Origin of the sequence: Corallococcus sp. CA053C, assembly GCF_003611675.1 — a bacterium.
Taxonomy (GTDB): domain Bacteria; phylum Myxococcota; class Myxococcia; order Myxococcales; family Myxococcaceae; genus Corallococcus.
On the sequence record NZ_RAWA01000156.1, the window covers coordinates 1 to 19,914 of the forward strand.

The 19,914-nt window shown below is 71.1% G+C and carries 14 protein-coding genes and 1 pseudogene; 9 read left to right on the forward strand and 6 right to left on the reverse strand.

Annotation, left to right across the window (positions count from 1 at the left end):
• A pseudogene (locus tag D7V97_RS20935) lies at positions 1-585 on the forward strand (hypothetical protein); the annotation flags it as partial.
• A 6-nt stretch (positions 586-591) separates the two neighbouring features.
• Here D7V97_RS20935 and D7V97_RS20940 read toward each other — a convergent pair.
• The 5 genes from D7V97_RS20940 to gltB form a co-directional block, all read right to left on the reverse strand.
• On the reverse strand, positions 592-1,044 hold the full coding sequence (locus D7V97_RS20940) for a hypothetical protein (RefSeq protein WP_120612424.1): 453 nt from the start codon (positions 1,042-1,044) through the stop codon (positions 592-594).
• Positions 1,041-1,286 carry a hypothetical protein gene (locus D7V97_RS20945; protein ID WP_120612425.1) on the reverse strand — a complete coding sequence of 82 codons (246 nt, stop codon included), beginning with the start codon at positions 1,284-1,286 and terminating at the stop codon, positions 1,041-1,043. The genes D7V97_RS20940 and D7V97_RS20945 overlap by 4 nt, the downstream gene beginning before the upstream one ends.
• 28 nt (positions 1,287-1,314) lie before the next feature.
• Entirely contained in the window at positions 1,315-2,568 is a 1,254-nt protein-coding gene (locus tag D7V97_RS20950) for a hypothetical protein (RefSeq protein WP_158623420.1), read from the reverse strand.
• Between the two features lie 113 nt (positions 2,569-2,681).
• Entirely contained in the window at positions 2,682-4,142 is a 1,461-nt protein-coding gene (locus tag D7V97_RS20960; protein ID WP_120612428.1) for a glutamate synthase subunit beta, read from the reverse strand.
• A 2-nt stretch (positions 4,143-4,144) separates the two neighbouring features.
• Positions 4,145-8,719, reverse strand: coding sequence for a glutamate synthase large subunit (gene gltB, locus D7V97_RS20965; RefSeq protein WP_120612429.1), 4,575 nt, complete (start codon positions 8,717-8,719; stop codon positions 4,145-4,147).
• 259 nt (positions 8,720-8,978) lie between these two features.
• Between gltB and D7V97_RS20970 the strand changes: the two genes are divergently transcribed.
• The 4 genes from D7V97_RS20970 to D7V97_RS20985 are packed head-to-tail and all read left to right on the forward strand — an operon-like array spanning position 8,979 to position 13,468.
• Positions 8,979-9,590, forward strand: coding sequence for a biliverdin-producing heme oxygenase (locus tag D7V97_RS20970; protein WP_233583024.1), 612 nt, complete (start codon positions 8,979-8,981; stop codon positions 9,588-9,590).
• The gene (locus D7V97_RS20975; protein WP_120612431.1) at positions 9,571-11,844 is read left to right on the forward strand and encodes an ATP-binding protein; all 2,274 of its coding nucleotides are present in this window, start codon (positions 9,571-9,573) and stop codon (positions 11,842-11,844) included. Before D7V97_RS20970 ends, D7V97_RS20975 begins: the two co-directional genes overlap by 20 nt.
• On the forward strand, positions 11,841-12,275 hold the full coding sequence (locus D7V97_RS20980) for a response regulator (protein WP_120612432.1): 435 nt from the start codon (positions 11,841-11,843) through the stop codon (positions 12,273-12,275). Before D7V97_RS20975 ends, D7V97_RS20980 begins: the two co-directional genes overlap by 4 nt.
• Complete coding sequence (locus D7V97_RS20985) at positions 12,272-13,468, forward strand: hybrid sensor histidine kinase/response regulator (protein WP_120612433.1); 1,197 nt, start codon at positions 12,272-12,274, stop codon at positions 13,466-13,468. Before D7V97_RS20980 ends, D7V97_RS20985 begins: the two co-directional genes overlap by 4 nt.
• A gap of 9 nt (positions 13,469-13,477) precedes the next feature.
• Here D7V97_RS20985 and D7V97_RS20990 read toward each other — a convergent pair whose 3' ends face one another.
• A complete protein-coding gene (locus D7V97_RS20990) occupies positions 13,478-14,047 on the reverse strand; it encodes a DUF420 domain-containing protein (protein WP_120612434.1) in 570 nt (189 codons plus the stop codon).
• A 175-nt stretch (positions 14,048-14,222) separates the two neighbouring features.
• On the opposite strand from D7V97_RS20990, the gene D7V97_RS20995 reads away from it, so the two are divergent.
• From D7V97_RS20995 to D7V97_RS21010, 4 genes are read left to right on the forward strand one after another with little or no spacing between them, the layout of a single operon-like run.
• Positions 14,223-16,193, forward strand: a complete 1,971-nt coding sequence (locus D7V97_RS20995) for a DUF1585 domain-containing protein (protein ID WP_120612435.1) — start codon at positions 14,223-14,225, stop codon at positions 16,191-16,193.
• On the forward strand, positions 16,193-16,864 hold the full coding sequence (locus D7V97_RS21000; RefSeq protein ID WP_120612436.1) for a hypothetical protein: 672 nt from the start codon (positions 16,193-16,195) through the stop codon (positions 16,862-16,864). Before D7V97_RS20995 ends, D7V97_RS21000 begins: the two co-directional genes overlap by 1 nt.
• Positions 16,865-16,881: 17 nt before the next feature.
• Positions 16,882-18,288, forward strand: a complete 1,407-nt coding sequence (locus D7V97_RS21005; RefSeq protein ID WP_120612437.1) for a DUF1501 domain-containing protein — start codon at positions 16,882-16,884, stop codon at positions 18,286-18,288.
• Positions 18,289-18,294: 6 nt separating this feature from the next.
• Positions 18,295-19,860, forward strand: coding sequence for a hypothetical protein (locus D7V97_RS21010; protein WP_233583025.1), 1,566 nt, complete (start codon positions 18,295-18,297; stop codon positions 19,858-19,860).
• Positions 19,861-19,914 lie beyond the last annotated feature (54 nt).

Consider the following 19,914-nt stretch of genomic DNA (forward strand, 5'->3'; position numbering starts at 1 on the left):
GTGGGTGGGCGGGGCCACCAGCGCATGGCCACCCACTGGTCCGCCCTCAACGTGCTGCCCACCAATGCCAGCGAGGTCTGCGCGCGCAAGGAGTTCTCCAGCAACACCTGCAACGGCTGCCACTTCAAGGACACGGGCACCAACGACTTCTCCGGCGTCACCAACATCGCCTTCACGCACATCAGCCCCACTTCGGGCATCCCGGCGAGGCTGTCGAAGTTCCTGACGGGCGGTGGCGCGGGCTCCATGTTCCTCGTCCCGGACGCGCAGTTCGGCGCCTCGGTGCCGTCGTGGCCGTTCGCGGACCTGCTGCGCCGTCACCAGGTGCTGTACGACCTGGCCGCCTGCTCCACCTGCGGTGTCTTCCTTGCACCGGAGCCGGGCTTCCTGCGCCGGATGGAGGTGCTCACCGGAGCGGTGCCCTTCGACGTGGCCCCCGGCTCACGCCCGCCGTCGTTCAACGTGGGGCCCATCCGTGACGTCGCGACGGTGAAGCAGCTCCTGGACCTGCGCCCCGTCTTCAAGGCGGACCTCCGGGACACGCCGCTCGGCCTGCTCCGGCCGCCGGAGGTCTTCGTCCACTGACAAGGCCTACGGCGAGGGCTCACGCTTCAGGAGGACGGGGAGGCCCTCCGCGTCCTCCTCGCGGGTCCTGACGTTCAGGCCCCCGTCCGCGCCGAGCGTCAGACAGGGCTCCAGCGCCTCGGGCTCCGGGCTCAGGCAGATGCGGCCCTCCGGTCCCCGCTCCAGTCGCACCTCGCGGCGCTCCAGCTCGACCGGGGGCAGGTGGACGGACACGACGTGCAGCAGCGTCGCGGTCCCGTCTTCCCGCACCTTCAACTGCAACAGGCCCACGTGGTGCGGAGGCCGGCCGTTGTAGATGCCTGGTGCCACCAGGGGCCGCGCGGGTTGCGCAGGAGGCGCGGGCGGTGCCGGCTCCGCGGGCGCCGGAGGCGGCGCCGCGGGTCGGGAGCAGGCGAGGGCGCTGGCGACCACCAGCGCCGCGAAGGCCCTCCGGGAGGCGCGGACCTCGCCGGGACTCACCGGGGGGCGTTCCGCAGCTGCACGGTGGAGCGGAGGAACTGGCCCTCCGGCCCATACTCGCGCAGCGTTCTGCGGTCCCCTTCCTGGAAGGCGACGATCTTCACGACGGGCACCAGCTCGCCCGCTTCGTTCTTCGCGAAGCGGATGGAGAGTGGAACCTCCGTGGCGTCGACGGTCTTGGTCACCTGCTGGGTCGCGCCGTCGACGAACTGGATGGTTCCCGGATGCTTGGGCTCACTCATGACCTGAAGCTCCTCTCATTCCCGCGCCTCATGGCTTCGGCTTCTCGGCGAGCAGCGAGTCGATGATCTTGAAGCGCTCGGGCATCATCGCCCGGACCTCCGCTTCCTTCGGCGTGCCCTTCACCTGCTGGTAGAGCTGGAGCGTCTCGCCGAAGTCCTCGCCCGGGGCCGCCTTCGCGTACTTCGAAGGCACGATTCCATCGCTCTTGATGGCCGCCTTCCAACCATCCCAGCGCTTGTCGCTGTCGCTGTCGCCCCACTGCTTGATGGAGAGCGTGTGGCCCGTCTCGTGGATCATCGTGCCGTCGAGGTAGTCCTGGGACTGCTTCGGCTTGCTCGGGTAGACGTTGATGACTCCGTCGGCGCCCGCCGTCATGTACGAGGAGAAGTTGGGGTCGTTGTACTCCTTGGCCCAGTAGGCGTCGTCGGGGTTCGGCTTGCCCTCGACCAGCACCTCCTTGACGAGCGCGCGGCTGGACTTGGGCAGCGCGGCGAGCCCCTTGGCCACCTCGTCGATGCTGTGGGTGGAGGTCTTGTCCGCCTTCTTGGGCAGGTAGACGGGGATCTTCTTCCCGTCCACCTCCACCTCGTACTTCACGGCGTCGGCCTTGCCGCCCTGGAACGCGATGTCCTTCACGTTCGACGGCCCGTGCAGCTTGTAGGGCAGCCGCTTGTCCTTGAAGGCGTCCTTCTGGGGCGCCACCACGTCCGGCGTGGCGGGCTGATCCGTGAGGAACTTCTGGAGCTGCGCGGTCTGCTTGCCCGCGTCCGCCTTCTTGAAGGCGTCGGAGCCCAGCTTCTTGTCCAGCGCCGAGCGCGCGGGCCCGGACAGGTCCAGGTTGGTGCCGCCCACGTACTTCAGCAGCTTCTGCTGATCCGCCTCCTTCATCCCCTGGAAGCCGGGGGAGGCGGCGAGCGCGTTGAGCGTCTTGCACGCCGCGCTGTTCTTCGGATGGAGCGCGAGCTGTTGGTCCAGCGTCTTGCGTACGTCCGCGGGGAGCTTCGGCGCCTCCTTGGGGGCCGCGGCGCCGGCCCTGGCACCCGCCTTGGCGCCGGCCCTGGCACCCGCCTTGGCACCGGCCTTGGCGCCCTCCGCCTGGGGCTTGGGCCGGGCGGCGTCCGTCTCCTCGAAGCGGCTCTCGTAGCGGGCCTCGCGGAGGTTCGTGGACGCGGTCGCCGCCGTGTTCTTCAGGGCCCCCTTGGGCGCAGGCGGAGGCGTGGTGCGTGCGGACCGCGAGAGCGGCGATGGGCCTGTTCCGGCGCCCCCAATGCGACGGGTCATGATTCGATCCTGGCTGAAGCTCACCCGGCATCCCCAAGAAGCCGGGAGGTTCAGCCCAGGATGTTACCCGGGGTGCGGGTCCCGTGTGAAGCCAGGGCCCCGTACCCCTCTCTTCAGAACGCGCAGTCCTGTCCGCGCGTGGGCAGCACGGACGACGTGCCGGACAGCCAGGTGTCCAGCGCGCGCGCCGCCTCGCGCCCGTCCGCGAGCGCCCAGACGATGAGGCTCGCGCCCCGGCTCGCGTCGCCCGCGCAGTACACGCCCGGCACCGACGTGGCGAACTTCGCGTCCACGCGCACCGTGCCGCGCGGCGACAGCGCCACGCCCAGCTCCTCTTCCAGCTTCCCCGTCTCCGGCCCGGTGAAGCCCATGGCCAGCACCAGCAGGTCCACGTCGAACACCTGCTCGGAGCCCGGCACCTCCACCAGCTTCGGCGCGCCGCCCGGCTCGCGCTGCACCTCCACCTGCACCGCGTGCAGCCGCTTCAACTGGCCGTCCTCGCCCTCCAGCCGCTTGGTGAGGATGGCGAAGGCGCGCTCGCCGCCCTCCTCCTGGCTGGACGACGTGCGGAACACCAGCGGCCAGCGCGGCCACGGGTTGCCCTGCGCGCGCACCGACGGCGGCGCGGGCATCAGCTCCACCTGCATCACGCTCGCCGCGTCCTGACGCAGCGCCGTGCCCAGACAGTCCGAGCCCGTGTCGCCGCCGCCCAGGATGATGACCCGCTTGCCCGTCGCCTCCAGCCGCGCGTCCGGCGTCGCGCCCGCCGTCACCACGCGGTTCTGGTGCTCCAGGAAGTCCATCGCCTGCACCACGCCGGAAAGCTCGCGTCCCGGCACGTCCAGCTCACGGGCCCGCCGCGCGCCCATGGCCAGCATCAGCCCGTCGTACTGCTCGCGCAGCGCGCGGAAGCCCTTCGTCGCGCCCACGTCCTCGCCGACGCGGAAGACGATGCCCTCCGCCTCCATCAGCGCGATGCGCCGGTCCAGCACCGCCTTCTCCAGCTTGAAGTCGGGGATGCCGTAGCGCAGCAGCCCGCCCGCTCGCGCGTCCCGCTCGTACACGGTGACGCTGTGCCCCGCGGCGTTGAGCTGCGCCGCCGCCGCGAGCCCGGCGGGCCCGGAGCCCACCACCGCCACGCGCTTGCCCGTGCGCCGCGCCGGAGGCCGGGGCTTCACCCAGCCCTCCGCGAAGGCGCGCTCGGAAATCTCCTTCTCCATCTGCTCGATGGTCACCGCGTCCCGGTCGATGGCCAGCACGCACGCGGCCTCGCACGGCGCGGGGCACAGGCGCCCGGTGAACTCGGGGAAGGCGTTGGTGCGGCTGAGCACCTGGTACGCCTCCTTCCACTGGCCCCGGTACACCGCGTCGTTGAAGTCCGGGATGAGGTTCCCCAGGGGACAGCCCTGGTGGCAGAACGGGATGCCGCAGTCCATGCAGCGTCCCGCCTGCCGCTTCGCCTCGTCCGGCCCCAGCGGCAGGACCAGCTCGCGCCAGTCCTCCAGGCGCTCCGCCTTGTCCCGCTTGGGGGCGGTCATGCGCGGCCACTCGACGAAACCCGTGGGCTTGCCCATGACTAGACGCCCCCGCCAACGATATGGAGTTGCTGTTGTACACCCGTGGCAGGTGGTGGACGCCGTGCCGCGCGCCGCGCCTGGAGCACGCGCTTGTAGTCGGTGGGCATCACCTTCATGAACTGCGGCACCATCAGCTCCCAGTTGTCGAGCACCCGCCGTGCCAGCGCGCTGCCGGTGTGGTGCAGGTGGCGTTCAATCATCCCGTGCACGAGCCAGATTTCGGACTCGTCCACCAGCGACTCCAGCTCCACCATCTCCAGGTTGCAGCGCTCGCGGAAGCTGCGCTCGCGGTCCAGCACGTAGGCCGTGCCGCCGCTCATTCCGGCCGCGAAGTTGCGGCCCGTCTGTCCCAGCACCACCACCACGCCGCCCGTCATGTACTCGCAGCCGTGGTCGCCCACGCCCTCCACCACCGCCTGCGCGCCGCTGTTGCGCACCGCGAAGCGCTCGCCCGCGAGCCCCCGCAGGTACACCTCGCCGGCCGTCGCCCCGTAGAGCACCGTGTTGCCCACGAGCACGTTCTCCTCGGAGGTGAAGCGGCTGCCCTCGGGCGGATAGACGATGACGCGGCCTCCGGAGAGCCCCTTGCCCAGGTAGTCGTTGGTGTCGCCCTCCAGCTCCAGCGTCACCCCGGCCGCCAGGAACGCGCCGAAGCTCTGGCCCGCGGAGCCCTTCAGCTTCACCCGCAGCTTGCCGTCCGGCAGCCCCTGCGCGCCGTGGCGGAGGGCAATCTCTCCCGACAGCATCGCGCCCACCGCGCGGTGTGTGTTGCTCACCGGCAGGTTGAGCAGCAGCGGAGGCCCGCCCGCGAGCACCGACTGCGCCTTCGCCAGCAGCTCGTGGTCCAGGTGGTCCGACACGTCCTTGCGGTGCGGCACGTCGCAGTGCCGGGGCTCGGAGGCCGGCGCGGCCGGCGCGGTGAGCAGCGCGGACAGGTCCACCTTGCGCGCCTTCCAGTGGTCCACCGCCGCGCGCTGGCGCAAGAGGTCCACGCGGCCCACCAGCTCCTCCAGCCGCCGGACACCCAATTGCGCCATCTGCCGGCGCAGGTCCTCGGCGAGCAGCATGAAGAAGCTCACCACGTTCTCAGGGGTGCCCTGGTAGCGCTCGCGCAGCGCCGGGTCCTGCGTGGCGATGCCCGCGGAGCAGGTGTTGAGGTGGCACTTGCGCAGCATGATGCAGCCCACGGAGACGAGGCTCGCGGTGGCGAGCCCGAACTCCTCCGCGCCCAGGAGCGCCGCCACCAGCACGTCGCGCGCGGTGCGCAGGCCGCCGTCCACCTGCACGCGGATCCGCGAGCGCAGGCCGTTGTGCACCAGCACCTGCTGCGTCTCCGCCAGCCCCAGCTCCCACGGCAGCCCCGCGTGCTGGAGGCTGGAGAGGGGAGAGGCGCCCGTGCCGCCCTCGTAGCCGGCGATGACCACGCAGCCCGCGCCCGCCTTGGCGACGCCCGCGGCGATGGTGCCCACGCCCACCTCGCTCACCAGCTTCACGCTCACGCGCGCCTTCGCGTTGACGGACTGGAGGTCGTAGATGAGCTGCGCCAGGTCCTCGATGGAGTAGATGTCGTGGTGCGGCGGCGGGGAGATGAGCGTCACGCCCGGCGTGGACCAGCGCACGCGCGCGATCCGCTCATCCACCTTGTGGCCCGGGAGCTGTCCGCCCTCGCCGGGCTTGGCGCCCTGGGCCATCTTGATTTGAAGCTCGTCCGCGTTGACCAGGTACTCGGCGGTGACGCCGAAGCGCGCGCTCGCCACCTGCTTGATGGCGCTGCGGCGCGAGTCCCCGTTCGGCTCCTTCGCGTACCGGCGCGCCTCCTCGCCGCCCTCGCCGCTGTTGGACTTGCCGCCCAACCGGTTCATCGCGATGGCCAGCGTCTCGTGCGCCTCCGCGCTGATGGAGCCGAAGGACATGGCCCCGGTGACGAACCTCCGCGCCAGCGACAGCGCGGGCTCCACCTCGTCCAGCGGCACCGGCGTGCACCTGTCCGTCGCGACGTCCAGCAGGCCGCGCAGGTTGCTGTGCTCCCGCGTCTCGTCGTCCGCCAGCTTCGAATACTCCTGGAACAGCGCCGCGTCGTCCGCGCGCACCGCCGCCTGGAGCTTCGCCACCGTGGCGGGGTTCCACTTGTGCCGCTCGCCCTGCCGGCGCCAGCGGAACTGCCCGCCCACCGGCAACAGGCCCTCCTCCGCGTCCGCCGCCGGACCGAAGCCGCGCGCGTGGCGCTCGGACACCTCACGGCCCAATTCCGGCAGGCCCACGCCCTCCACCCGCGACGGCGTGCCGGTGAAGTGCTTCTCGATGAGGGAGCGCTGGAGCCCCACCGCCTCGAAGAGCTGCGAGCCCCGGTACGACTGGAGCGTGGAGATGCCCATCTTGGACATCACCTTGAGCAGGCCCTCCTCCAGCGCGTGGATGTATTGCGCCTGGGCCTTGTCCGCGTCCGCCTTCAGCTCGCCCGCGTCCGCCAGCGCGCGCAGCGTGTCCAGCGCGAGGTACGGGTTCACCGCGGACACGCCGTAGGCGAACAGGCACGCGAAGTGGTGCACCTCGCGCGCCTCCGCCGTCTCCAGCACGATGCCCGTGTACATGCGCGTTCCGTCGCGCACCAGCCGCTGGTGCACCGCCGACACGGCCAGCAGCGCGGGGATGGCCGCGTGCGCCGCGTCCACGCCGCGGTCGCTCAGGACGAGGATGCTCGCGCCCGCGTCCACCGCGTCCACCGCCGCCATGCACAGCCGCTCCACCGCGACCTCCAGCGCCGTCGCCGCGCCGCCCGCGTGCGGGTACAGCAGGCTCAAGGGACGCGGCTCGAACAGGCCCGTGTCACCGCGCAGGTTCGCGAGGCGCGCCAGCTGCCCGTTGGTGAGGATGGGCCCCGGCAGGGACAGCCGGTGGCACTGCTCGGGCGTCTCCTCGAAGGTGTTCCCCTCCGGTCCCAGCGCGGTGGCCAGCGTCATCACCAGCGCTTCACGCAGCGGGTCGATGGGCGGGTTCGTCACCTGCGCGAACAACTGGTGGAAGTAGTTGAAGAGGGTGGGGGCCTGGTCGCTCAGCACCGCGAGCGGCGTGTCGGTGCCCATGGAGCCCGTGGGCTCCTTGCCACCTTCGGCCATGGGCACCAGCGTGGTGCGCACGTCCTCGTCCGTGTAGCCGAACGCGCGCTGCAGCCGCCACAGCGTCTCGCCCTTCACGCGCGCGGGCGCGGGGACGGCGGGCAGGTCCTCGAAGGTGAAGACGTTGCGCTGGAGCCAGCGGCGGTAGGGCCAGCGCGTGGTGATTTCGCGCTTCACCTCCTCGTCCTCGATGATGCGCCCTTCGGTGGTGTCCACCAGCAGCATGCGGCCCGGCGTCAGCCGCCCCTTGCGGCGCACCTGCGATGGGGGCACGTCGATGACGCCCGTCTCCGACGCGAGGATGATGCGGTCGTCCTCCGTCACCAGGTAGCGCGCGGGCCTCAAGCCATTGCGGTCCAGCGTGGCGCCGATGAGCTGCCCGTCGGTGAAGGCGATGGCCGCCGGCCCGTCCCACGGCTCCAGCAGCGACGCGGAGTACTCGTAGAAGGCGCGCCGCTCGTCGGCCATCTCCTTGTGACCCTCCCACGCCTCGGGGATCATCATCATCATCGCGTGGGGCAGGGTGCGGCCGCCCAGGTAGAGCAGCTCCACCATGTTGTCGAACTGCGCGGAGTCGCTCTTGCCCGGGACGATGATGGGCCACAAGGGCTCCAGGCTCCCGCCCAGCTTCGCCGTCTGGAGCAGCCCGCGCCGCGCCGTCATCCAGTTGCGGTTGCCACGCAGTGTATTGATTTCACCGTTGTGCGCGATGAAGCGGAACGGCTGCGCCAGCTCCCACGTGGGGAACGTGTTGGTGGAGAAGCGCGAGTGCACCAGCGCCAGCGCGCTGACGAACTCCGGGTGCCGCAGGTCCGCGAAGAAGCGCGGCAACTGCTTGGGCAATAGCAGCCCCTTGTAGATGAGCGTCTCCGACGAACAGCTGGCCACGTGGAAGCGCCCCTGCGGATCCACGCCGCGCGCCAGCACGCGGTTCTCCACCAGCTTGCGGATGCGGTACAGCTTGCGCTCGAACGCGCTGGGCACCACCCGTCTGCGCGCGATGAAGAGCTGCCGGATGACCGGCGCCACCTGCCGCGCCAGCGGCCCCAGCTCCTCCGGCGCCACCGGCACATCGCGCCACCCGAGCAGCCGCTGGCCCTCCTCCTCCACCACGTCCCCGAACAGCGCCTCGCACGCGGCTCTCGCCTCCGGCTCCGGCGGCAGGAACACCTGCGCGACACCGTACTGACGGCGGGGCGGCAGCTCGAAGCCCAGCTTCGGCGCCTCGTGGTTGAAGAAGCGGTGGGGCAGCTGCACCAGGATGCCGGCGCCGTCACCGGTCTCCGGATCGCGTCCCGCGGCGGCGCGGTGGCTCAGCCGGTTCAGCAGCTCCAGCGCGTCCTCCACGATGCCGCGCGACCGCTGACCCCTCAGGTGGGCCACGAACCCCACACCGCAGGCGTCGTGCTCGGTCTCCGGCTCATACAGGCCGTAGCGCCGGGGGGGGGTGAACGACATCGGGACTCCTTTCCCGCATGACGCGGGAAGGCAAGCTGTTGAGCACTCAGGCTAACGCGCCGTGTCGCAGGCCGTAAAGGCAGGGCGGCGCAGGGGGTTGTTGGCCGGCGCGGAGTGGGGACGGGGAGACAGGCCGGCAGTCGGGTTCCCCACAGCGCGTTGAAGGCCGCGGGCACCCGCCGGTGAACGGATGAACGGACAACATTCCGGGCAAATGGTTGTTCCCCCACGACGCGCTGCTTCCCATCCTCAGGAGACCTTGCGACTGCTTCAGCGGCTGAAGACGGAGACGCGCCCGCACCACGAGCGCACGGAGGGTGCGGTGCGGCTGATGGACGCGCACCTGACGCCCGGCGACTACCAGCGTCAGTTGGAGGACTTCTACGGCCTCTATCTGCCCCTGGAGGCGCGCCTCGCCGCACCGCTGTCGGAGGTGAAGACGGCGCTGGCGCTCGACGCGCGCTGGAAGACGCCGCTCCTGGAGGCGGACCTGCGCGCCCTGGGGCACGACACGGCCTCGCTCGCACAGCTGCCGCGCGCTTCCGCGCTGCCGGACCTGCCAGGGCTCGCCGAAGCGCTGGGCTGTGCCTATGTCTTGGAGGGTTCCACGCTGGGCGGGCAGCTCATCCTGCGCCACCTGACGCGCCATTTCGGCGAGGGCTCGCGCGTGGGCGACTTCGCCTTCTTCCGCGCCTACGGAGATCAGGTGGGGCCGATGTGGAGGGCTTTTGGCGACGTCGTCACCCGGGCGTCCGAAAGGGCCGCCTCCGACACCTTCGATGCGGCCGTCATCCAGGGCGCCCGCGACACCTTCGACGCCTTCGCGGCGTGGATGACGCGAGAGAACCCCGATGTCCCTGCCCGTCTCTGACGCCGACCTCAGCCTCTGCGACCGCGAGCCCATCCACCTGTTGGGCGGCATCCAGCCCCGGGGCGTGCTCGTCGCCTTCGAGCAGGGAGGGAACAACCCCCTCGCCGTGGTGAGCGCCAACGCCGCCACGCTGCTGGGCGTCAGGCCCGAAGCGCTGCTGGGTCAGCCCCTGGCCCGCGTGCTGTCGCCGGACACGCTCGCGCGCGTGGAGGCGGGCGCGGCCCTGGGCCCCGTCACCGTGGAGGCCGGCGGTCACCCCTGCTCCGCGCTGCTGCATGAGAGCGGCGGCCTGCGCGTGCTGGAGCTGGAGCCGCTGTCGGAGGTGGGCGCGGACGACGAGGAGAGCGCCCTCGTCGCCGTCAACCGGCTGGTGTCGCCGCTGGCGCGGGCGCGGGGCGTGGCCGCGCTGCTCCAGGAGGCCGCGGAGGCGATGCGGGCCCTCATCGGCTTCGACCGGGTGATGGTGTACCGCTTCCACCCGGACTGGCACGGCGAGGTGGTGGCGGAGAGCGTGCGCGAGGGCGTGGAGCGCTTCATGGGGCTGCACTTCCCGGCGAGCGACATCCCCGTGCAGGCGCGCGCCCTCTACACGCGCAACCTCGTGCGCCTCATCGCGGACGTGGACGCGAAGGTCGTGGGCCTGGTGCCCGAAACCCGCCCGGACACCGGCCAACCGCTGGACCTGTCCGGCGCGGCCCTGCGCAGCGTGTCCGAGGTCCACCTGGAGTACCTGCGCAACATGGGCGTGGGCGCGTCCTTCAGCGTGTCGCTCCTGCGGGATGGCCAGCTCTGGGGGCTCATGGCCTGCCACCACCTGACGCCCCGGCGGGTGTCGGCCGTGCGGCGGCAGGCGTCGGAGGTGCTGGCGCGGCTCTTGTCGCTCCAGCTCGCCGCCGAGGAGCGCGGCAAGGAGGCCGCGGCCCAGGCGCGCCGCGCCTCGCTGCTCAACATGCTGGTGATGCCCGGCCTGGGCGAGCGCAACCCCGCCCGGCTCCTGGAAGGACACGCCCCGCTGCTGATGGAGCTCACCGGCGCGCGCGGCGTGGCGCTGGTGCTGGGCGCGAGCTCCGGGCTGGGCAAGGCCCCCCTGCTGCTGGGCGCCACGCCGCCGGAAGCGGAGGTGCAGGCCCTGGTGTCGTGGCTCTCCGAACAGGAGCTGCAGGACGACCTGTGGTTCACCGACCGCCTGGGCGGGACGCATCCCGCGATGGCCGCCCGCACGGACGTGGCGGCGGGCCTGCTGGCCGTGCGCCTGGATCCCGCGGTGCCTCACTTCGCGCTCTGGTTCCGGCCGGAGGTGGCGCGCACCGTGGCGTGGGCAGGCAACCCCCACAAGCCCGTGCGCCCGGCGCCAGGACACTCGCGGCTGCACCCGCGTGCGTCCTTCCAGGTGTGGCGCGAGGACGTGCGCGGCGCGTCGCTGCCGTGGACGGCGCAGGACCTGGAGGCGGCGCGCGCGCTCAAGGGCGCGCTGGTGGGCGTGGTGCTGCGGCACGCGGAGGAGCTGGCCGGGCTGTCGCGCGAGCTGGCCCGCTCCAACGCGGAGCTGGACGCCTTCGGCGGCACCGTGGCGCACGACTTGAAGGAGCCCCTGCGCGGCATCCTCCAGTACAGCTCCTTCCTCCAGGAGGACTTCGGCCCGTTGCTCGGGGAGGTCGGCCGCGCGCAGCTGGAGTCGCTGGCGTGGCTCGCGAAGCGCACCTACGAGCTGCTCGACAACCTCTTCGAGTACAGCCGCCTGGGCCAACTGGAGCTGTCGTGGGAGGAGACGGACCACCAGGCCCTGGTGGACGACGTGCTGCGCACGCTGGGCGCGCGGCTGCAGGAGGGCAGGGTGGAGGTGCGCCTGCCCCGCCGGCTGCCCACCGTGGCGTGTGACGCCGTCCGCATCCGCCAGGTGTGGGCCAACCTCATCACCAACGCGGCCAAGTACCAGACGGGCGAGCGCCGCTGGGTGGAGGTGGGCTTCTTCGCGCCGGGAGAAACGCGGCCGGAGGCGGCGGCGCACGTGGTGGCGCCCTACATTTTCTACGTGAAGGACCCGGGCATCGGGATCGCGCCCCAGTTCCATGAAGCCATCTTCGAGCTGTTCCGCCGCCTGCACCCCGCGCAGGCCTACGGCGGTGGGACGGGAGCGGGGCTCGCCATCTCGCGCAGGCTGGTGACGCTGCACGGGGGGACGCTGTGGGTGGACTCCGCGCCGGGGCGGGGTTCGACCTTCTTCTTCACGCTCGGCGAGGAATCCCGAGGATGAGTGTGCCGCTGCTGCTCGTGGAGGACAGTGATCCGGACGCGGAGGCGCTCGAGCGCATCGCGCGCAGGCTGCCGCTGCCGGTGGTGCGCGTGAGCGACGGCGAGAGCGCCCTGGACTACCTCTACCGGCGGGGCGCCTACGCGGCGGCGCGCAAGCCCTGCCTCGTCCTGCTGGACCTGCACCTGCCCGGCATCGGGGGGCGTCAGGTGCTCTCCACGCTGAAGGCGGATCCGCGCCTGCGCCCCATCCCGGTCATCATCTACTCCAGCTCCCAGGACGCGGAGGACGTGGACGGCGCCTACGCGGACGGGGCCAACAGCTACCTCTTCAAGCCGCAGATTGGCCCGCAGCTCCAGGCCACCGCGGAGGCGCTGTACGCCTTCTGGTTCCAGGCCGCGCGCCTGCCCACGCCGGAGGCACAGGGCGCATGAGCCTGCACGTGCTGCTCGTCGATGACGGCACCGCGGACCGGTTCGCGGTCAGCCGCGCCCTGGCGCGCGACCCGGACATGCACTGGGAGGTGTCGCAGGTGTCCTCCGCCGAGGAGGCGCTGGCGTTCCTGTCCACGAACACCCCGGACGCGATGCTGCTCGACTACCACCTGCCCGGCATGAACGGCGTGGCCATGCTCCAGGCGCTGTCGGGGATGGAGCTGCCCCACCAGCCCGCCGTGGTGGTGCTCACCGGCAGCGGCAACGAGCGCGTGGCGGTGGAGGCGATGAAGGCCGGGGCCCAGGACTACCTCGTCAAGGCGTCCTTCAGCCCGGAGCGCCTGCGCCGCAGCCTGCGCGCCGCGGTGGAGACGGTGCGCATGACGCGCGAGCTGGAAGCGCGCCGCCTGCGGGCCGAGCGCGCCGAGGCCGCCGCCCGGGACGCGCTGGCCGTGCGCGACGAGCTCTTCGCGCTGGCGACGCACGACCTCAAGGGCCCGCTGCAGATCATGACGCTCAACGCCCAGGTGCTGCGCCGGCAGATCCCCGCCGCGGTGATGACGCCCGCGCTGGAGACGCGGCTGGGCCACCTCGTGCGCGCCGCGCACCGCATGGGGGAGCTCATCGCCCACTTCCTGGAGGTGACGCGCGGCCAGGAGCAGCCGCTCCAGCGCGAGCCCCTGGACCTGCTCGACCTGGTGCGCGCCAAGGTGCGCGAGCAGGAGACCCACGCGGCGCGCCACCCCTTCGTCCTGGAGGCGCCGGAGGGCCGCGACTTCACCGGCGACTGGGACGCGCGCGCGCTGGAGCGCGTGCTGGAGAACCTGATGGGCAACGCGGTGAAGTACAGCGCGGAGGGCACCCCCGTCACCGTGCGCCTGTCGGTGGAGGAGGGCGACTTGCGGCAGGAGGTGCGGCTCGACGTGGTGGACCAGGGCATCGGCATCCCGGCCGCGGACCTGCCCTTCGTCTTCGAGCGCTTCCGCCGCGGCCGCAACGTGTCCCAGGACGTGTCCGGCAGCGGCGTGGGCCTGGCCAGCGCGCGCCGCCTGGTGGAGCTGCACGGGGGCTCGCTCTCCGTGGAGAGCGAGGAGGGCCGGGGCTCCACCTTCACCGTGCGCCTGCCCCGGAAGGTCTACGCCTCGGGCCCGGCGGCGCACGGCGCGTCCCGCTCCGAGCACCCCGAACAGTGACGCGGTCCCTCAGGGCACCGCGGGGATGGAGCCGCGCAGCATGAAGAACACCACCACGCCCGTCACCGACACGTAGAGCCAGATGGGCGCCAGCCACCGCGTCACCTTGCGGTGCCGGGTGAACTGCTGCCGCCAGGCGAAGTAGAAGGCCACGAGCGCCAGGGGCAGCACCGGCATGGACAGCAGCACGTGGCTGGCCAGCAGCGTCAGGTACAGCCCCCGGAAGTCGCCCACGTAGCGCGTGTCCCCGTGCACGAAGTGGTAGGCGAGGTAGCCCACCAGGAACAGCGCGGACGCCGCGAAGGCGCTCACCATCAGGTTCTGGTGCACCCGCCGCGCGCCGCGTTTGATCGCGATCCACCCGCCCAGGAGCAGCACCGCCGCCGTCGCGTTGAACCCCGCGTTCACCGCCGGCATGAAGCGCAGGTCCACGCCCATCTCCGCGCTCCCCTTGCGGATGAGCAAGAGCCACGCGAGCAGCGCCAGCGCCCCGGCGGACACCACGCCAATGGCGATGAAGAAGGACCGGTCGCGCGACGGCGACGAAGGGGGAGTCAGCCCGAGTGCGGCGTTGGACATGCCCCCTTGTGGCCCGCGCTACCGCCCCCGTGCAACTCCTTCGCCGGGGTGGATGCTCCGTGGACGTACATGTCGGGCGAATGGAATCGGTAAGGTCAACTGGACCTCAAACCGGAAATTCCTTCATACTCCTGCTTCCTGCGTCGCCCCCGACCCCCCCTCTCGGAGGTTCACCGTGTTCAGCGTGCGTTGCCTTGCCCCCCTGGCGAGCGCCGCCCTCCTGCTCGCCCTGCCCGCGTCCGCTGAAGAAGCGGTGTGCGCGCCTGTGGCGAAAGTACCTCTGGAGCGGCACCTGCGTCAGCTCTCCCTCGACCTTCTGGGTCGGCCTCCCACCATGGAGGAGTACAAGGCCTTCCAGGCCAAGGGCTCCGTCACCGCGGACGACGTCCGCAAGATGATGGGCCAGGAACCCTTCTATGCCCGGATGCGCGAGTTCCACCGCGCGCTGCTGCGCTCCAACATCACCCAGAGCGTGCAGGGCAACGGCGACTACCGGGTCTCCGGCACGCCGCTGAGCTTCGCCGGCAACAACGCCAACAACCTGCGCGGCAGCCAGGGTCCGCGCTGTGACGGTGAAATCGAGCAGGACAACTGCAAGGCGAACCCGCAGGACCCCCACTCGCTGACGCCCACCACCTGTCGGGACCCGCAGGGCGTGCCGCTGCCGGTCAGCTACGACTACGACCCGAACTACTACCAGTGCCGCGCGCTGGACCCGGCCGCCACCGAACCGGAGCTGAAGTTCGCGGACTGCAACGCGCTGAAGGCCCACGCGACGTACGGCAAGTACGTGAACTTCTGCGACAACCGCTACAGCAGCGCCGCCGGCCAGTCGGTGTCCTACCTGTGCCTGCCGGACCCGGTGAAGACGTCCACCAACGTGCTGAAGCCGTTCCCGGACACGGGCGTCATCACCGCGTGGGTGCACCCGAATCCGGAGACGAAGCCGAACCTGGAGCGGTTGGATCGCTGCACGTTCGACATGGCGAAGCGCAACAACATCAACGGCACCTGGGTGCCGCAGCGCGGCTGCATCCAGCGTGAAGGCTACGTGACGACCAGCGTGCAGCCCTACTGGTCCACCGCCACGGAGCCCGTGAAGGTGTGCGCCATCGAGGCGCAGAACCGCGCCACCAACCCGTACACCAACGAGTCCTGCGAGACGGGCCGCTTCAACAGCGACCGCAGCTGCGGCTGCGGCGACAAGATGCGCCGCTGTGAAATCAATGAAGTGCACACCGCGCGCGTCGCGGCCTTCAACGAGGAGCCGCTGCTCATCACCGACGCGGTGGTGCGCAACGACGAGCCCTACTTCAACATCCTCACCGCGCGCCGCTCCTTCGTGAACGGCACGCTGTCGGAGTTCTACCGCCAGCGCCAGGGCGTCGCGGTGTTCAGCGTCAAGGCCCCCGCGGACACGGCCACGCTGCCCGCCGTCGCGTACGCGGACACCACCACCTGGTCGGAATACACGCGCGACAGCACGCACTCCGGCGTGCTCACCACCCCGGCGTTCCTCTACCGCTTTCCCACCCAGCGCGCGCGTGTGAACGAGTTCTACGAAGCGTTCCTGTGCAAGCACTTCGCGCCGGCCGCGGACGCCACGCTGCCGCCCCCGGATGACGCCTGCAACCGGGAGAACAACCTGGCCAAGCGCTGCGGCTGCAACTACTGCCACGCCACCATCGAGCCCACGGGCGCCCACTGGGGCCGCTACGCGGAGCGCTCCGCGCTGTTCCTGCCGTCGGAGCAGTTCCCCCGCCTGGACCTGAAGTGCCGCGACTGCGCGCTCAACGGCGACACCAACTGCGGCGGCGAGTGCGGCCAGTACGTGATGCAGGCCTTCGACGGCGACGGCGCCAACTCGCTGGGCCTCTTGAAGACGTACCTCTACCGGACCGCTGAGGAGGAGAAGAACATCGAAGGCGGCCCGCAGACGCTCGTGCAGCGGATGATGGAGACGGGTGACCTGGAGCGCTGCACCGTCAAGCGCGTGTGGAACGAGTTCCTCGGCCGCGCGATGACGGTGGAAGAGCAGAAGATGTACCTGCAGACGCTGTCGCAGGACTTCGCCAAGAACAACCACAGCCTCAAGTCCCTCATCGAGCACGTGGTGATGTCCGACGCCTACCGGAGGATCGACTGATGCGCCGCCTCGTGTTGACCGCGCTTCTCGCGCTCGCCGCGGGCTGCACCAGCGGCTCCGTGGATGTCCCCGCCAAGCCCGTCCCGCTGGATGCCCAGCTGGACCCCGTCCCCAACCCGCATGGGAACGGCACCTCCATCGACCCGCTGCCGGACCCGGAGGCCCAGGGTGGCAGCGTGGGGCGCGCGCCCCGGCGCCTCACCGTCGCGCAGCTGAAGGAGTCCATCAAGGTCGCGGTGGGGATGGAGTGGGATGAGCTGGAGGCCCGCGCCCAGTCGCTGGGCCGCGCCGACTACGCGCTCATCACCACGGAGAACACCGAGCCCAACCTCGTCTTCGCCCGCTTCCTGGACGACGGCGCGCGCAAGGTGTGCATCGCGCAGGCGCAGAAGGACATCGCGCAGCCGGACCTGTCGCTGCGCACCCTGGGCCGCACGCTGCCCACGCCCATGAGCGACTTGAACAAGCTCACGGACGCGCAGGTGAACGAAACGCTCGTCTACCTCTCCACCCGCTTCTGGGGCTCGCCCCTGTCGGGTGACGAACTGGCGCGCTACGCGACCTTCTTCCGCAAGGCCGCCGCTCGCGCCGAAACCCTCAAGAAGCGGGACCAGGCGCTGGCGGTCGTATGCATCGCCATGCTGACGGACTCGCGCTTCATCACCTACTGACCTTCAAGGTGCCTGCGATGAAGAAGACGCGCCAAGACGACACCTGCATCCCTGAACGCCGCAACTTCCTCAAGGCGGGGGCCGGCTTCATGGGCTCCCTCCTGCTGGGAGGCATCCCCTTCCGCGCCGTGGCCCAGGCGACGGAGCTGGCCGCCCCCGACCGCTGCTTCGTGTTCGTCTATTTCTCTGGCGGATGGGATCAGCTGCTCGCGTTCGACCCCCGCGACCCGGACGTGTTCACCGCGGACCGCGTCAGCGAGACGCGCATCATGCCGGGCTACAGCCTGCTCTCCACGGATGCGCGCTTCCAGCAGACGCCCATCATCCCCAAGGAGCGCGCTGGCGCCGGCAAGCCGACGATGACCTTCGGGCCCGCGGTGGGCGCGCTGTCGGACCACTACGACCTGATGACGGTGGTGCGCGGCATCAACATGAGCACGCTCACCCACGAGGTGGGCTACCGCTACTTCCTCACCGGGAAGATGCCCATCGGCAGCGCCGCGCGCGGCTCCTCCACCGCGACGGAGATCGTCGGGCAGATGAAGCCCGCCGTGCCCATCCCCTCCATCGCGCAGAACGTGGAGTCGTACAACGACCGCTACGGCGGCTACGCCAACGCGCTGCGCGTCAGCGGCCTTGGGGACCTGGTGCTCACGCTGGATCCGCCCTCGGCGGCCCGGACGCTGGACAGCGAAATCGAGAAGCAGCTGCTCGACCTCAACGGCATGCCCGTCACCTGCGAGGAGCAGGCGCTCACCGCGCGGGGCGTGGGCACGACGTACGAGAACAGCCGCGAACAGATGCAGTCCGTGATGGCCAACAAGCTGTCGGACTCGTTCCGCTTCCAGCTGGCGGCCAACCAGGAGGTGCGCGACTTCTACGGGCTCAACAACCAGTCCTACCCGTACAACAGCGCCAACGGCCGCGCCGCCATGGTGGCCACCGCCCTGAAGAAGGGCATCAGCCAGTGCGTGTCCATCAACCTGGCCGGCGGCCTGGACACCCACTTCGGCACGCAGGTCACCCAGGCAGGCAACCAGCGGGGCGGATTCGACGCGCTGAACCTGTTGGTGAATGATCTGCGCCGCACCCCGCACCGCAGCGGCGGCAACTTCATGGACCACACCACCATCCTGGTGTTCAGCGAGTTCGCTCGCACGCCCACCATCAACGCCACCGGTGGCCGCGACCACCACCTGTCCAACAGCTGCCTGATGATGGGCGCGGGCATCAAGCACAACCTGGTGGTGGGACGCAGCGGCGACATCGGCATGTCCCCGGGCACGGTGGACCTGCGCACGGGCGCCAATGATCCGAACGGTTCCAACATCTTCCCCGAGCACATCATCGCGACGGTGCTGGCCTCGGCGAAGCTGGACTACAGCATCACGCGGGTGGACCCGCTGCGGTTCATCCTTGCCTGAGCCTTGATGAGCACTCCCTCCTCGCGTCCCCCGCAGCGCCGCGGTTCCCCCACCGCGGCGCGTTTTCTCTCCCCCTCGCTGTGGCTCTGCGCCGCGCTGCTGACCGGCGCGTGCGGTGACGACGCGCCTCCGGGCAGCGACTCGACGAAGCCCGCGCCGTTCAAGGCCACCCAGGTCCCCAGCTCCCAGGGGCTGTCCCAGGCCCAGGGCTTCGCGGACCAGTCCGGCGGCGGCATCTTCGCCACGCCCACGGGCGCCGCCGTGCGGCTGCGGCTGGACGGCACCAAGGCGGCCCTGTCGGCGCACCCGCAGAACAAGGCCACGCTCGGCAGCGTGAGCGCGACCTTCCGCCTGGGGCCGCACAGCGCCCTGGTGGAGACCCACAGCGGCCTGTTCCTGGCGGACCAGGGCTGGCTCATCGAACCGCTGTGGCAGGAGGTGCTGGGCACCGGCGTCGTCGCCACCGCGCAGACGGCGGATGGCGCGGCGTGGCTCGCGCACCCCACGGGCCTGTACCAGCTGCAGGGCGGCACGCTCGCGTCGCTGAAGCTGTCGGGGCAGGCCCTCACCGGCATCACGACGATGACGGCGGCCCCCGCGGAGGATGGGCTCGCGGGCCTCTGGTTCGCGCGCGAGGGCAAGCTCAACGTCGTGGTGGCGTCCGCGCCGGGCGTCTACCAGGTGCGTGGCACGGACGCGCCCCTGGGCGGCGGCGAGACGGTGGTGACGCTCGCGGGCCTCTCCGCCGGCACCGGCACGCCCGGCGAGGTGTGGGTGCTTACCAGCACCCGCGTGCTGCGCCGCGATCCGGAGGGCTGGAGCACGGTGGAGCTGCCGTCCCGGCCCGAGCAGCTGATGGGCGCGGGGCGCTTCCTCTGGGCCCGCGCCGGAGATCGGCTCTACACCTACGACGCGGACGCGAAGGTCTGGGGCGTGGCGGAGGGGCTGCCGTCCGGCACGCCGACGCTGCTGGCCGTGGACGAGACGGGCTGCGCGTGGGTGGACGTGAACGGGCAGGCCCTGGCGGTCACCAAGGCGCCGGTGCCGCGCGTGACGGGGCTGCACCAGGGCATGCTGGTGGTGGAGGATGGCCTGGCCCTGCGCGCCACGCTGCCGCCGGGCCCCGCGCCCAAGAGCGTCGCCTTCCAGCTGGACGCGGAAGCGGAGATCGCCTCGACGGGTCCCCTGTTCAGCCTGGGCGGCCTGGAGGCGGACGAGTCCACGCTCAAGCCGTACTCGCTCGCGTCGCTGGCGCCGGGTGCGCACACGCTGTCGGTGGTGTCGCGCTTCGACGACGGCACGGAGGCGCGCCGTGCGGTACCCTTCACGTACCAGCCGCTCACCACCACCCCCAGCTACGCGCGCGACATCCGGCCCATCCACGAGGCCCGGTGCGCCAAGTGCCACACCACCAGCCCCGGCCGGCCGCTGAACACGTATGACCTGTGGAAGTCCAATGCCCAGCTCATCAGCGCGGCGGTGCGCGACCTGCGCATGCCCGCGGATGGCCCGTTGGATCCGCAAGGCATCGCCCTCATCCAGCGCTGGGTCGCATCCGGCGCGCTGCCCTGACTTCGCCGCAGTCCTCCCGTTGAAGGCGCCCCCTCCCCCCGGAAGGGGCGCCCC

What these genes read in the sequence shown, in the direction of transcription:
- D7V97_RS21010 (WP_233583025.1), top strand. Translation starts at nt 18,295, where the DNA reads ATGAGCACTCCCTCCTCGCGTCCCCCGCAGCGCCGCGGTTCCCCCACC.
- D7V97_RS20960 (WP_120612428.1), bottom strand. Translation starts at nt 4,142, where the DNA reads ATGGGCAAGCCCACGGGTTTCGTCGAGTGGCCGCGCATGACCGCCCCC.
- D7V97_RS20985 (WP_120612433.1), top strand. Translation starts at nt 12,272, where the DNA reads ATGAGCCTGCACGTGCTGCTCGTCGATGACGGCACCGCGGACCGGTTC.
- D7V97_RS21000 (WP_120612436.1), top strand. Translation starts at nt 16,193, where the DNA reads ATGCGCCGCCTCGTGTTGACCGCGCTTCTCGCGCTCGCCGCGGGCTGC.
- D7V97_RS20990 (WP_120612434.1), bottom strand. Translation starts at nt 14,047, where the DNA reads ATGTCCAACGCCGCACTCGGGCTGACTCCCCCTTCGTCGCCGTCGCGC.
- D7V97_RS21005 (WP_120612437.1), top strand. Translation starts at nt 16,882, where the DNA reads ATGAAGAAGACGCGCCAAGACGACACCTGCATCCCTGAACGCCGCAAC.
- D7V97_RS20975 (WP_120612431.1), top strand. Translation starts at nt 9,571, where the DNA reads ATGTCCCTGCCCGTCTCTGACGCCGACCTCAGCCTCTGCGACCGCGAG.
- gltB (WP_120612429.1), bottom strand. Translation starts at nt 8,719, where the DNA reads ATGTCGTTCACCCCCCCCCGGCGCTACGGCCTGTATGAGCCGGAGACC.
- D7V97_RS20980 (WP_120612432.1), top strand. Translation starts at nt 11,841, where the DNA reads ATGAGTGTGCCGCTGCTGCTCGTGGAGGACAGTGATCCGGACGCGGAG.
- D7V97_RS20945 (WP_120612425.1), bottom strand. Translation starts at nt 1,286, where the DNA reads ATGAGTGAGCCCAAGCATCCGGGAACCATCCAGTTCGTCGACGGCGCG.
- D7V97_RS20950 (WP_158623420.1), bottom strand. Translation starts at nt 2,568, where the DNA reads ATGACCCGTCGCATTGGGGGCGCCGGAACAGGCCCATCGCCGCTCTCG.